13 protein-coding genes are annotated in these 12661 nt (G+C 68.2%); 7 read left to right on the forward strand and 6 right to left on the reverse strand.

What is annotated here, in order from left to right:
- The first annotated feature begins 132 nt into the window (after positions 1–132).
- From argS to D3872_RS13775, 7 genes are read left to right on the forward strand one after another with little or no spacing between them, the layout of a single operon-like run.
- On the forward strand, positions 133–1842 hold the full coding sequence (gene argS / locus D3872_RS13745) for an arginine--tRNA ligase (protein WP_119811303.1): 1710 nt from the start codon (positions 133–135) through the stop codon (positions 1840–1842).
- A 23-nt stretch (positions 1843–1865) separates the two neighbouring features.
- Entirely contained in the window at positions 1866–2498 is a 633-nt protein-coding gene (locus D3872_RS13750; protein ID WP_119811304.1) for an SPOR domain-containing protein, read from the forward strand.
- A gap of 24 nt (positions 2499–2522) precedes the next feature.
- Entirely contained in the window at positions 2523–3185 is a 663-nt protein-coding gene (locus D3872_RS13755) for a thiol:disulfide interchange protein DsbA/DsbL (RefSeq protein ID WP_119811305.1), read from the forward strand.
- 20 nt (positions 3186–3205) lie between these two features.
- Entirely contained in the window at positions 3206–3979 is a 774-nt protein-coding gene (locus tag D3872_RS13760) for an SDR family oxidoreductase (protein WP_119811306.1), read from the forward strand.
- Entirely contained in the window at positions 3976–4740 is a 765-nt protein-coding gene (locus D3872_RS13765) for a biotin--[acetyl-CoA-carboxylase] ligase (protein ID WP_119811307.1), read from the forward strand. Before D3872_RS13760 ends, D3872_RS13765 begins: the two co-directional genes overlap by 4 nt.
- 1 nt (position 4741) lies before the next feature.
- Positions 4742–5473, forward strand: coding sequence for a type III pantothenate kinase (locus D3872_RS13770; protein ID WP_119811308.1), 732 nt, complete (start codon positions 4742–4744; stop codon positions 5471–5473).
- 5 nt (positions 5474–5478) lie between these two features.
- Positions 5479–6174: an SPOR domain-containing protein gene (locus D3872_RS13775; RefSeq protein ID WP_119811309.1), complete on the forward strand. Its 696-nt coding sequence runs from the start codon at positions 5479–5481 to the stop codon at positions 6172–6174.
- Between the two features lie 6 nt (positions 6175–6180).
- On the opposite strand, the gene D3872_RS13780 is transcribed toward D3872_RS13775, so the two are convergent.
- The 6 genes from D3872_RS13780 to D3872_RS13805 form a co-directional block, all read right to left on the reverse strand.
- Positions 6181–7188 carry a septal ring lytic transglycosylase RlpA family protein gene (locus D3872_RS13780; RefSeq protein ID WP_119811310.1) on the reverse strand — a complete coding sequence of 336 codons (1008 nt, stop codon included), beginning with the start codon at positions 7186–7188 and terminating at the stop codon, positions 6181–6183.
- Positions 7188–8303 carry a rod shape-determining protein RodA gene (rodA, locus tag D3872_RS13785; protein ID WP_119811311.1) on the reverse strand — a complete coding sequence of 372 codons (1116 nt, stop codon included), beginning with the start codon at positions 8301–8303 and terminating at the stop codon, positions 7188–7190. The genes D3872_RS13780 and rodA overlap by 1 nt, the downstream gene beginning before the upstream one ends.
- Positions 8300–10285, reverse strand: coding sequence for a penicillin-binding protein 2 (gene mrdA, locus D3872_RS13790; RefSeq protein ID WP_119811312.1), 1986 nt, complete (start codon positions 10283–10285; stop codon positions 8300–8302). The genes rodA and mrdA overlap by 4 nt, the downstream gene beginning before the upstream one ends.
- A gap of 7 nt (positions 10286–10292) precedes the next feature.
- Positions 10293–10805 carry a rod shape-determining protein MreD gene (gene mreD / locus D3872_RS13795; RefSeq protein ID WP_119811313.1) on the reverse strand — a complete coding sequence of 171 codons (513 nt, stop codon included), beginning with the start codon at positions 10803–10805 and terminating at the stop codon, positions 10293–10295.
- Positions 10802–11878 (reverse strand): rod shape-determining protein MreC, encoded by a 1077-nt coding sequence (gene mreC, locus D3872_RS13800; RefSeq protein WP_119811314.1) that lies wholly within the window; start codon positions 11876–11878, stop codon positions 10802–10804. Before mreC ends, mreD begins: the two co-directional genes overlap by 4 nt.
- Positions 11879–12011: 133 nt before the next feature.
- Positions 12012–12661, reverse strand: a 650-nt coding sequence (locus D3872_RS13805; protein ID WP_147373879.1) for a rod shape-determining protein, incomplete at its 5' end; no start/stop codon positions are given.

The raw sequence follows: 12661 nt of genomic DNA on the forward strand, positions 1-12661 counted from the left end.
GGCTTAAACCGGGGCCTTGGCCGGGGCCGCCCGCGGGAGGGCCGTTAGTCGGGGCCGCCCCAAACCAGTATAATTAACGCACTTTGCCCGTGGCCCAGGCCACCGCTCCATCACTTTTAAGACCCACCGCACATGCTCGCCCAACAAAAGCAAGAAATCGCTGCCCTGTTCCAGGCCGCCCTCGCCACACTCGTCGCCGGCACCGGACTCAATCCCACCGTCGTGCTGGAGCGCCCGCGCGACCCGTCGCACGGCGACATCGCCTGCAATATCGCGATGCAGCTGGCCAAGCAGCTGAAGATGAACCCGCGCGAGCTGGCCACCAAGATCGTCGCCGCGCTGCTGGACAACCCGGCCGGCAAGGGCCTGGTCGAAAGCGCCGACATCGCCGGCCCCGGCTTCATCAACCTGCGCGTGGCCGCCAGCGCCAAGCAGTCGGTGGTGCGCACGGTACTGGACCAGAAGGAGCATTTCGGCCGCAGCAAGTCGGGCGAAGGCAAGCGCGTCATCATCGAATTCGTGTCGGCCAACCCGACCGGCCCGCTGCACGTCGGCCACGGCCGCCAGGCCGCGCTGGGCGACGCCATGTCGGCGCTGTTCGAAGCGCAGGGCTACGAGGTCACCCGCGAGTTCTACTACAACGACGCCGGCGTGCAGATCGCCACGCTGGCCAATTCGGTGCAGGCGCGCGCGCGCGGCATCAAGCCGGGCGACGCAGGCTGGCCCGAGTCGGCCTACAACGGCGACTACATCCAGGACATCGCCGACGACTACCTGGCCTGCAAGACGGTCAGCGCCAGCGACGGCCAGCCGGCCACCGCCAGCGGCCAGCCCGACGACCTCGAATCGATCCGCCGCTTCGCAGTGACCTACCTGCGCAACGAGCAGGACATCGACCTGCAGGCCTTCGGCGTCCAGTTCGACAACTACTACCTCGAGTCCTCGCTGTACAGCGAAGGCAAGGTCGACGCCGCCGTGGGCGCGCTGGTCAAGGCCGGCCACACCTACGAGCAGGATGGCGCGCTGTGGCTGCGCACCACCGACTACGGCGACGACAAGGACCGCGTGATGCGCAAGTCCGACGGCACCTACACCTACTTCGTTCCGGACGTGGCCTACCACATCGTCAAGTGGCAGCGCGGCTTCGGCCAGGCCATCAACATCCAGGGCAGCGACCACCACGGCACCATCGCGCGCGTGCGCGCCGGCCTGCAGGCGGTCGACCTGGGCGTCGCCAAGGGCTATCCCGACTACGTGCTGCACAAGATGGTCACCGTCATGAAGGACGGCGCAGAGGTCAAGATCTCCAAGCGCGCCGGCTCCTATGTCACCGTGCGCGACCTGATCGACTGGTCGGGCGGCGGCGACATCGCCAAGGGCCGCGACGCGGTGCGCTTCTTCCTCATTTCGCGCAAGGCCGACACCGAATTCGTGTTCGACGTGGACGTCGCGCTCAAGACTTCGGACGAGAACCCGGTGTATTACGTGCAGTACGCGCATGCGCGCATCTGCTCGGTGCTGGCGCAATGGAATGGCGACGAGGCAGCGCTGGACGGCGTCGACCTGGCGCCTTTGAACGCGCCGCGCGAAGCGACCTTGCTGGCGACCCTGGCGCACTACCCGGAAATGCTGGAACGCGCACTGACCGAACTGGGCCCGCACCAGGTGGCGTTCTACCTGCGCGAGCTGGCCGGCGAACTGCACGGCTACTACAACGCCGAGCGCGTGCTGGTCGACGACGAAGCCACCAGGATGGCGCGCGTGGCGCTGATGGTCGCCACCCGCCAGGTGCTGCGCAACGGCCTCGCCCTGATCGGCGTGTCCGCGCCGGTCAAGATGTAAGCGGCAAACATCCAAGAGTACCAATGAAATCACACTTCCGTTCTTTCGCTCCAATCCGCCAGCGCGGCAACACGCTGACCGGCATCATCATCGGCCTGATCATCGGCCTGGTCATCGCCGTCATCGTGGCGCTGGTGATCACCAAGGGCGCCACGCCGTTCACCGACAAGTCGGGCAAGCTGGTCAAGATGGGCGAACCGGCGATCGGCCAGGCGGCCGACCCGAACAAGCCGCTGTACGGGGACAAGCAGGCCGCGCGCGAAGCCAACAAGCAGTTCGCCGGCAAGCCGAAGGCGCCGGAAGCCGATCCGCTGGGCGCGGCCATCGCCGGCATGGCGCAGGAAGGCGCGGCGCCTGCTGCCGCACCGGCCGCGGCGCCTGCACCCGCGCCGGCCGCCGCCGCGGAACCGGGCGAAGACAAGACCATCTACTTCCTGCAGGCCGGCGCCTTCCGTGAAATGGCGGACGCCGAGAACACCCGCGCCAAGCTGGCCCTGCTCGGCTTCGAAGCGGCCATCAGCGACCGCAACGCCGACAGCGGCGTGCTGCACCGCGTGCGCATCGGCCCGTTCAACCAGGTCGAAGCCATGAACAAGGCGCGCGCCAAGCTGATCGACGCCGGCGTCGACGTCGCCATCGTCCGCAACCAGAAATAACCACCCCCCAGGAGCTTTTCGACCATGCGATTCATCCGGACCATCCTGTGCGCGGCCGCCCTGTGCGCCGCGGCCGCCGCTTCCGCCACGCCTGCCGCCCCGAAGAACGGCGTCGAATTCGTCACGCTGCCGGAAGCGCAGAACACCGATGCCGGCAGCAAGGTCGAGGTCACCGAGTTCTTCGACTACGCCTGTCCGCACTGCCACGCATTCGAGCCGGTGCTGGCCGACTGGGTGAAAAAGCAAGGCGCCAACATCGTGTTCAAGCGCGTGCACATCACGCGCGGCGGCCTGCTGCCGCAGCAGCGCCTGTACTACACGCTGGACGCGCTCGGCCTGGTCGAGCAGTACCACGGCAAGGTCTTCCATGCGATGCACGCCGAGCGTAACCGCTTCGCCAGCGACGAGGCGGTGTTCGACTGGGCCGAAAAAACCGGCATCGACCGCACCAGATTCACCGCCGCCTACCGCTCCTTCGGCGTGCAGGCCAGCACCCGCCGCGCCGGCAGCATGATGGAGGCCTACAAGATCGACCACTGGCCGATCCTCGCGGTGGGCGGACGTTACCTGACCTCCCCTTCCCTGGCCAGCCAGGCTGTCGCGGCCGGCTCCGAGGCCGAACAGCAGCAAGCCGCGCTGCAGGTGCTCAACCACCTGGTCGCAAAAGCCAGAACGGACAAGAAATAAGAAAGGCAGTGCGCCCCGACATGACACGCGTATTCATCACGGGCGCATCGAGCGGCATCGGCGCGGCGCTGGCGGCGGAATACGCCGCGCGCGGCGCCACGCTTGGCCTGGTGGCGCGCCGCCGCGAGCTGCTCGAGCAGCTTGCCGCCGGCCTGCCCAACCCCGGCCGCCACAAGGTGTACGCGCTGGACGTCACCGACCACGCCGCGCTGGCGGCAGCCGCAGCCGACTTCATCGCCGCCCACGGCGGCGCCGATGTCGTCATCGCCAACGCCGGCATCTCGCACGGCACACTTACCGAATTCGCCGCCGACATGCCGGTGTTCGACAGCATCCTCGCCACCAACGTCAGCGCCACCGTCGCCACCTTCGCGCCCTTCATCGCCTCGATGAAAAGCCAGGGCGGGGTGCGCCGCCTGGTCGGCATCGGCAGCGTGGCGGGCGTGCGCGGCCTGCCCGGTGCGGGCGCCTACAGCGCCTCGAAGGCGGCGGTGCTGAGCTACTGCGAATCGCTGCGGCTGGAACTCAAGCACGACGGCATCAGGGTCGTCACCATCGCGCCCGGCTACATCGACACGCCGATGACGCGCCATAACAAGTACCCGATGCCCTTCCTGATGCCGCCCGAGCGCTTCGCCACAAAGGCGGCCGACGCCATCGCGGCCGGCACCAGCTACGCGGTGATCCCGTGGCAGATGGGCGTGGTGGCCAAGCTGCTGCGCGCGCTGCCGAACGCGGTCTACGATTTCGCGTTCTCGCGCGCGCCGCACAAGGCGCGCAAGGCGGCGCCATGAACGCAGCAGAGATTGCGCGGCACAGCCGCGCCGGGGTCGCGGTCGAGGTGGTGCCTGAAACCGGTTCGACCAATGCCGACCTGATGGAGCGCGCCGCCGCGCTCGACGCGCCCCTGCTGCTGGTGGCGGAGCACCAGACCGCGGGACGCGGGCGCGCCGGCCGCAGCTGGCTGTCCGCCCCCGGCGATTCGCTGACCTTCTCGCTGGCCTGGAAATTCGACGCGCCGCTGCAGCAGCTGGCCGGGATGCCGCTGGCCGTCGGCGTGGCGCTGGCCGACGCGCTGGCCGCGTGCGGGGTACAGGTACAGCTGAAATGGCCGAACGACGTGCTCAAGGACGGCAGCAAGCTGGCCGGGGTGCTGATCGAAACCCAGTCGGGCGCGGGCGGGATCTGGGCCGTCATCGGCATCGGCATGAACCTGCGCATGCCGGACGAAATGGAAGCGCGCATCGGCCGCACCGTGGCCGCGGCGCCCTGGCTGGCGCAGATGGACCGCGACCAGCTGATGGCCACGCTGCTGGACAGCCTGGCCGCTGCACTGGCCGAATTCAGCCGCTCGGGTTTCGGCGCCTTCAGCGCGCGCTGGAACCGCCTGCATGCATGGCAGGGCCGCACCGTGGCTGTCCTCGACCGCGGCGCCACCCTGTACGAAGGGCTGGCGGCGGGCGTGGACGACAGCGGCCGCCTGCTGCTCGACTGCGCCGAAGGCCGCATGACCGTGCTGGCCGGCGACGTGTCGCTGCGCACGCGGGAGGCCTGACATGCTGCTGCTGATCGACGCCGGCAATACCCGCATCAAATGGGCCGTGGCCGAAGATAGCGCGCCGGTGGGCCAGTGGATCGCCAGCGGCGCCGTGACGCATGCGGAAATGAACCACCTGCCCGCCAGCTGGCAAGGCTTCCCTGTCACCCGCGCGCTGGTCTCCAACGTGGCGGGCCAGCGCCTGCGCGACCAGCTGCAGCTGATGCTGCCGGCGCCGGTCGACCTGCGCTGGTTCGCCTCGCTGCCGCAACTGGACGGCCTGCGCAACGCCTACCGCAACCCGTCGCAGCTGGGTTGCGACCGCTTCGCCGCGGCGCTGGGCGCGCGCGCGCTGGCGCCGGGACAGCCCCTGGTGGTGGCCACCTGCGGCACCGCCACCACCATCGACGCGGTCAGCGCCGACGGCGTGTTCATCGGCGGGATGATCCTGCCCGGGCTGGGACTGATGGCCGCGGCACTGGCCAGGAATACGGCGCAGCTGCCGCAGGTCGACGCAGGTGGCAGGCTGCCGCCTGTTTTCGCGGACAACACCGATGACGCCATCCTGTCTGGCTGCCTGTCGGCGCAGGCGGGCGCAATCGAGCGTGCCGTGCGCCTGCACGACGGCGCCCTGTGCCTCCTGTCGGGAGGCGCGGCGCCGCATATCGCGCCCGCGCTGTCCGTACCGCACCGGCTGGTCGACAATATCGTCCTGGCGGGCCTGCATGCCGCCGCAACCACTTCGGGATAAGCGCTGTGTTGAAATTTATCTTCTGGTTCCTGCTCGCGATCAACGGCGTCCTGTTCGCCTACGGCCGCGGCTACCTTGGCAATTTCAAGGGCAACGAGCGCGAGCCGGCCCGCATGAAGGCGCAGGTCAACACCGACAAGCTGACGCTGGTATCGGCCGCGCAGGCCACCGTGGCCGCCGCGCCTGCGGAGAAGGCGCAGGAGAGCGCGCCGGCGGCAGCCGAACCGGCGCCGGTGGCCTTGCTGTGCACGGAAATCGGCAACTTCAACGCCCAGGAAGCACGCCGCTTCGACGGCCGCATCGCCGCGCTCAGGCTCGGCCAGCGCCCGGAGCGCGAGAACATCGCCAGCACGGAAATGACCAGCTTCATGGTCCACATCCCGCCGCAGGCCAGCCGCGAGGCGGCCGACCGCAGGGCCGAGGAACTGAAGAACCTCGGCGTGTCCAATTACTACGTCATCCCGGACAATACGCCGATGAAGTGGGCGATCTCGCTGGGCGTGTTCAAGTCGGAGAACGCGGCCAAGACGCTGCTGGCCGCGCTGGCCAGGCAGGGAGTGGCCGACGCGCGTATCAGCGGCCGCCCGGCCCAGGTCAACCGCGTGGCCTACCGCTTCCGTGGCATCGACGAGGCCACCCGCGCGCGCATCGAGCGCATCGCCGCCAACTTCCCCGAACAGCAGGCAAGGGTCTGCAAATAAGCGCCGTCAGCGCCTGACGACGATCGGCTTCAGGCCCGCGCGCCTGAGTCCGCGCGCCGCCTTGTCCGCTTCCTTGCGGGTCGCGAACGGGCCGCTGTACAGCCGGTGCAGCTTGCCCGCGGCCGCCACTTCCAGGTTTGCGCCGGCGTCGCCGGCATCGAGCATGCGCCGGCGCGCCTGTCCGGCCTTGCCGGCGCTCGCGTAGGAGCCCAGCTGCAGCCAGAAGCCGGCGGCGGCGGCCTGCGGACGGGTTTCGGTACCGAGCGCCTCGCTGTCGGACAAAGTGCTCCCTTCCAGCACCAGCGCCGCGATCTCGGTCGGCGCATTTTCCTTCGACGGCTCCTGCGGCGCGTTGCGGCGCTGTTCGGCGATGTTGATCCCGCGGTTGGGGAACAGGCGCTCGACCTGCACCTCATGGCTGCCCTTGCCCAGCAGGCCGAGCTTGAGCGCGGCGGTGAACGACACGTCGATGACGCGGCTGGCGTGGAAGGGGCCACGGTCGTTGATGCGCACCACCACGCTTTTGCCCGATTCGACGCTGGTCACGCGCGCGTACGACGGGATCGGCAGGGTCGGATGGGCGGCGGTCATCTTGTACATGTCGTACAGTTCGCCCGAGGAAGTGCGCTGGCCATGGAACTTCTTCCCGTACCAGGTGCTCACGCCGCGCTGCACGAACGGTTCCTCGTTGGTAATCGGGACATAGGTCTTGCCCAGCACCTTGTACGGGCGGTTGGCCCACTTGGAATACGGTTCGGCGCGCACCACCGCGTCGGCCACGTCCTTCAGGTTCGGCGGCGGATTGTCGCCCGGACCGTCGTCCTTGTAGTAGCCGCCGCGTCCCGAGCCGGCGGGCGGCAGCCGCGGCAGGTCGGGATCGACCTTCGGATGGCTTGCACCCTTGTGCGCCGGCTTGGGGAACGGCCAGATCGACACAGCCTTGTCGCCGGTGCTGCCGCAGCCGGCGACCAGGACCGCGAGCGCCAGCAACGCCGGCGCCTTGCGCGCCGCCATCAAGTTTGCACCAGCTTTCTGTGCCGCGAAATGCTCATCAGGATGCCGATGCACAGGCCCAGCGTCAGCAGCGCGGTGCCGCCGTAGCTCAGGAACGGCAGCGGCACGCCGACCACCGGCAGGATGCCGCTGACCATGCCCATGTTGATGAACACGAAGGTAAAGAAGATCATAGAGATCGCCCCAGCCAGAAGGCGCGAGAACAGGTTGGCAGCATTGGCCGCGATCATCAGGCCGCGCCCGATCAGCAGCATGTACAGGAACAGCAGCAGCAGGATGCCGGCCAGGCCGAATTCCTCGGCGAAGACGGCGAACACGAAATCGGTGGTGGCCTCGGGGACGAATTCGAGGTGGGCCTGGGAACCGTGCAGCCAGCCCTTGCCGGTCACCCCGCCCGAGCCGATCGCGATGATCGACTGCAGGATGTGGAAACCCTTGCCGAGCGGGTCGGCGGTGGGGTCGAGCAAGGTGGTCACCCGCTCGCGCTGGTAGTCGTGCATCAGCGACCAGGCCACCGGCAGGCTGGCGAAGAAAGCCACTACCAGCCCGGCGATCGCCTTCCACGACAGCCCTGCCAGGAAAATCACGTACATGCCCGCCGCCAGCACCAGCAGCGAGGTGCCGAGGTCGGGCTGCAGCTGGATCAGGCCGACCGGGATCGCCAGCAGCACCGCGGCGACCAGGAAGGAACTCCAGCGCACCACGCCGGCGCGCTGCTGGAAGTACCAGGCCAGCATCAGCGGCATCGCGATCTTCATGATCTCGGACGGCTGGATGTCGATCCCGATGTGCAGCCAGCGCCGCGCGCCCTTCTTGATGATCCCGAACATGAACACCGCAAGCAGGAGGCCGACGCCGACCGTATACACCGGCACGGCGAGGCGCATCAGCGTCTGCGGCGGCACGTTGGCCGCGATCCACATGGCGATGAAGCACACGATAATGTTGCGCATCTGGCCCTCGACCCGGCCCGGGAAATCGATGCCGGCCGAGTACAGCGAGACCAGGCTGGTCGCGAACAGCAGGAACACAATGATCGCCAGCGGCGCGTCGAACACCATGAAGTAGGGGCGCATGCGGCGCCACAGCGAGCGGCGTTCATGGATACGCGTCATGGTTGCTCCTCCTTGGTTGGGGCCGCGGGGGCGGCCGGTGTTGGCGCGGGCTGCGCGGGCGCTGTCGCCGGCGCCGCATGCGGCCCGGCGGTACCGGGCTTGGGCAGGGGCTGGCCCTTCACCGCCGGGCGTTTGCCGAGCAGGTAGTAGTCCATCGCCTTGCGTGCGATCGGGGCGGCGGTGGCGGCGCCGAAGCCGGCGTTCTCGACCACCATCGCCAGCGCGATACGCGGCTTGTCGGCCGGCGCGAACGCGATGTACAGCGCATTGTCGCGGAAGCGCTCGGCGATGCGGCTGGCGTCGTACTTCTGTCCTTTCAGTCCGATCACTTGCGCGGTCCCGGTCTTGCCGGCCGAGATGTAGGGCGTGTTGGCGAACGCGATGCGGCCGGTGCCGGTCGGCTCGGTCGTCACGCCGACCAGCGCGCGCTTGATCACCTCGATGTTCTCGGGCTTGAGCGCAACGCGCCGGCTTTCCTTGGGCACCGTCAGGGTGCGGGCGCGGGTGCCGCCGTCCTCGATGATCTTGACCAGGTGCGGCTTCATTACCACCCCGTTGTTGGCCAGGATGGCGGTCGCATGGGCCAGCTGCAGCATCGTGTAGTTGTTGAAGCCCTGGCCGATGCTGACCGAAATGGTGTCGCCGCCGACCCACTTCTGCGCCGCCCTGTTGCGCTTGAAGCGTTCGCGCTTCCATTCCTTGGACGGCAGTACGCCGGTCTTCTCATGTTCGAGGTCGATGCCGGTCTTGTCGCCGAAACCGAACTCCTTCATGAACGCCTGGATGCCGTCGATGCCCATCTCGTTGCCGAGCTGGTAGTAGTAGGTGTCGCAGGACTCGACGATCGAGTCGTGCATGTCGACGAGTCCGTGGCCGCCCGGCTTGTCGTCGTTGAAGCGATGGCCGCCGAGGATGAAGTAGCCGGGATCGGCGATCGCCTGCGACGGCGTGCGCCTGCCCTGCTCCAGCGCCGCCAGCGCCATGAAGGGCTTGAAGGTGGAACCGGGCGGATAGGTGCCGGACAGCGGGCGGTTCATCATCGGCCGGTCTTCCGAGGTATTGAGCTCGTTCCAGTTCTGGCTGTCGATGCCGTCGACGAACAGGTTGGGGTCGTAGCCGGGGCGCGACACATAGGCCAGCACGTCGCCGGTTTCCGGCTCGATCGCGACAAACGCGCCCTTGTACTCGCCGTACGCCTCCTCGACCACCTTCTGCAGTTCGATGTCCACCGACAGGATCAGGTTGCTGCCCGGCGTGGCCTCGGTGCGCGACAGGGTCGACACCGCGCGCCCGCCCGCGGTCTTGATGACCTTTTCGTAGCCGGTGCGCCCATGCAGGTGCGATTCGTAGCTCTTTTCCAGCCCTTCCTTGCCGATGTGGTCGGTGCCCTTGTAGTTGGCGGCATCCTCGCTGGCGTCGATCGCCTTGGCGTCCTTCTGGTTGATGCGGCCGATGTAGCCGATCACGTGCGACGCCGTCTCGCCCAGCGGATACTGGCGGAACAGGCGCGCCTGGACCTCGACGCCGGGGAAGCGGAAGCTTTGCGCCGCGAAGCGCCCCACTTCGTCGTCGGTCAGGCGGGTGCGCAGTGGCACGCTGGCGAAGCTGCGCGACTCCTCCATCAGGCGCTTGAAGCGCTTGCGGTCGCGCGGCGTGACCTCGATCAGCGTGGACAGCTCGTCGATCACGGAATCGAGGTTGGCGCGCAGCTTGGACGGCGTGATTTCCAGTGTGTACGCGGAGTAGTTGCGCGCGAGGACCACGCCGTTGCGGTCGACGATCAGCCCGCGGGTCGGCACGATCGGCACGATCGCGATGCGGTTGTCCTCGGCCTGCGCGGCGTAGTCGCTGTACTTGATGACCTGGAGCCAGACGAAGCGCGCCACCAGGATGCCGAAGAAGACGAACACGATGGCCACGAACGCCGTCAGGCGCATGCGGAACCGGTGGATCTCGCGGTCGCTGTCTTTAAGCTCGGTCATTGCCGCTTCAGATCGGGCGCGTGTGATCGCGGTCGACGGCGCGCCGCTGCGGCGCCAGCAGCAGCGAGGAAATCACTGGCCACAGCGCGATCGCGACCGCGCTTTCGACGAACTGCAGCCAGCCGGCGAACTTGCCCGAGCCGATCAGGTGCACCACCAGCTGGACCGCCTGCGCGAACAGCAGCAGCGGCAGCACGTGGATCGCCTGGGTCATCACCGGGAACCACAGCACGCGGCGATGGATCATGATGGCCAGGTAGGACAGCAAGGTGTAGGCCAGCGCGTTCTCGCCCAGCAGGGTCGCCTCGTGCACGTCCATCAGCAGGCCCATGGAGAAGGCGACGCCGATGCCGACCTTGCGCGGCTGGTGGATGCCCCAGAACACCAGCACCAGCGCCACGAAGTCGGGCACGCCGATCCACTGGCCCCAGGGCAGCAGGTTGAGCATGAAGGCGCAGGTCAGGCTGAACGCGATGAACAGCGGGCTGACCGGCAGCAGGATGTAGTGAGGACGGTTCATCGTGCGGGCGCGGCGGCGGCAGGCTGGGTGACGGGAGCTACAGGCTGGGTGGCGGGAACGGCGGCCGGCGCTCCGGCGGGCTTCTGCGCGGGCGGCAGCTGCGACGGCAGCTGCGACGGCAGCTGCGGCGGCAGCTGCGGCGGCAGCTGCGGCGCGCGCGGCGTGTCGAGCGGCGCCATCTTGGGCAGCGCGCTGCGCTTGGCCGGCGCAGGCGGCTCGGCCGGCGGGCGCGGAGGCAGCTCGGGCAGCGACATCAGGATCAGCAGGTGGCGGTTGCGGTCAAGGCCGGCGAGCGGCTGGCAGATCACGCGGCCGAAGGCGCCGGCCGCGCTGTTCTCGACCTGGACCACCTTGGCCACGGCCAAGCCGGCCGGGTAGACGCCATCCAGGCCCGAGGTGATCAGCACGTCGCCGACCTGGATGTCGGCGTTGGGAGCGATGAAGCGCAGGTCGAGCGTGCCGGCCTGGCCGCGGCCGTAGGCCACGCTGCGCAGGCCGTTGCGCAGCACCTGCACCGGAATAGCCTGCTCCTTGTCGGTCAGCAGGGTCACTTCGGAGGTGAACGGGAATACGCGCGTGACCTGGCCGACCACGCCGGCGTTGTCGATCACCGGCAGGCCGAGCGCGACGCCGTTGCGCGAGCCGCGGTCGAGCACGATCTTGCGCGCCGACGGATCGCGCGCGTCGTACAGGATCTCGCTCAGCAGCGACTTGACGGGGACATGTTCGCGCGCGCCCATCAGCTTGCGCAAGTGGGCGTTTTCGGCCATCTGCATGCGCGCTTCCTGCATCGCCTGGGCGGTGGCAGCCTGCTGGCTCTTGAGTTCGCGCACTTCCTTCTGCAGCGCCGACAGCGACGAAAAATAGCCGCCCATGGTGGCTACCGCTTCGCGCGGCATCAGCGCGGCCATCTGGAGGGGATACAAGGCCGCACCGGCGACCTGGCGCACGACGGCCAGCGTATGCATGCGGGCGTCGACCAGCAGCAGCACGATCGAAATGAGAGCGAATACCGTCACCTTCACCCGCGCTGGGGCGCCTTGTTTGAACAGTGGCGGTGGGCTGTATTCCATGACTTTCAGTATTGATGACGGCGGGTCGCGCCGGGATCACCGTGCGGGGCCGCAGCCCCGCACACAAACGCGCCGCCCTGCTGTGGCAAGGCGGCTGGCGGCATCCGCGGTGGCGGGCGCCGCGGCGTTACGATTACTCGTACGAGAAGATCGAGCCAAGCTTGTCCATGCGCTCGAGCGCCATGCCCGAACCGCGCACCACGCAGGTCAGCGGATCTTCGGCCACCAGCACCGGCAGGCCGGTTTCTTCCATCAGCAGGCGGTCGAGGTCGCGCAGCAGCGCGCCGCCGCCGGTCAGCATCATGCCCTTTTCGGCGATGTCGGCGCCCAGTTCCGGCGGGGTCTGTTCCAGCGCGTTCTTCACGGCCGACACGATGTTGTTGAGCGGGTCGGTCAGCGCTTCGAGGATCTCGTTGGACGAGATGGTGAACGAACGCGGGATGCCTTCGGACAGGTTGCGGCCCTTGACTTCCATCTCCTTGACTTCGGAGCCGGGGAAAGCCGAACCGATGGCCTTCTTGATCGCCTCGGCGGTCTGCTCGCCGATCAGCATGCCGTAGTTGCGGCGGATGTAGTTGACGATCGCCTCGTCGAACTTGTCGCCGCCGACGCGCACCGAACCCTTGTACACCATGCCGCCCAGCGAGATGATGCCCACTTCGGTGGTGCCGCCGCCGATGTCGACCACCATCGAGCCGGTCGCATCCGACACCGGCAGGCCGGCGCCGATGGCGGCGGCCATAGGCTCTTCGATCAGGTAGACCTGCGAAGCGCCGGCGCCGA

Origin of the sequence: Massilia cavernae, from assembly GCF_003590855.1 — a bacterium.
Taxonomy (GTDB): Bacteria; Pseudomonadota; Gammaproteobacteria; order Burkholderiales; family Burkholderiaceae_D; genus Telluria_A; species Telluria_A cavernae.

Bases quoted from the DNA above. Each gene is read 5' to 3' on its own strand.
- D3872_RS13765 (WP_119811307.1), top strand. From the start codon at position 3,976: ATGAACGCAGCAGAGATTGCGCGGCACAGCCGCGCCGGGGTCGCGGTC.
- D3872_RS13770 (WP_119811308.1), top strand. From the start codon at position 4,742: ATGCTGCTGCTGATCGACGCCGGCAATACCCGCATCAAATGGGCCGTG.
- rodA (WP_119811311.1), bottom strand. From the start codon at position 8,303: ATGACGCGTATCCATGAACGCCGCTCGCTGTGGCGCCGCATGCGCCCC.
- argS (WP_119811303.1), top strand. From the start codon at position 133: ATGCTCGCCCAACAAAAGCAAGAAATCGCTGCCCTGTTCCAGGCCGCC.
- mreD (WP_119811313.1), bottom strand. From the start codon at position 10,805: ATGAACCGTCCTCACTACATCCTGCTGCCGGTCAGCCCGCTGTTCATC.
- D3872_RS13760 (WP_119811306.1), top strand. From the start codon at position 3,206: ATGACACGCGTATTCATCACGGGCGCATCGAGCGGCATCGGCGCGGCG.
- D3872_RS13755 (WP_119811305.1), top strand. From the start codon at position 2,523: ATGCGATTCATCCGGACCATCCTGTGCGCGGCCGCCCTGTGCGCCGCG.
- mreC (WP_119811314.1), bottom strand. From the start codon at position 11,878: ATGGAATACAGCCCACCGCCACTGTTCAAACAAGGCGCCCCAGCGCGG.
- D3872_RS13750 (WP_119811304.1), top strand. From the start codon at position 1,866: ATGAAATCACACTTCCGTTCTTTCGCTCCAATCCGCCAGCGCGGCAAC.
- D3872_RS13780 (WP_119811310.1), bottom strand. From the start codon at position 7,188: ATGGCGGCGCGCAAGGCGCCGGCGTTGCTGGCGCTCGCGGTCCTGGTC.
- mrdA (WP_119811312.1), bottom strand. From the start codon at position 10,285: ATGACCGAGCTTAAAGACAGCGACCGCGAGATCCACCGGTTCCGCATG.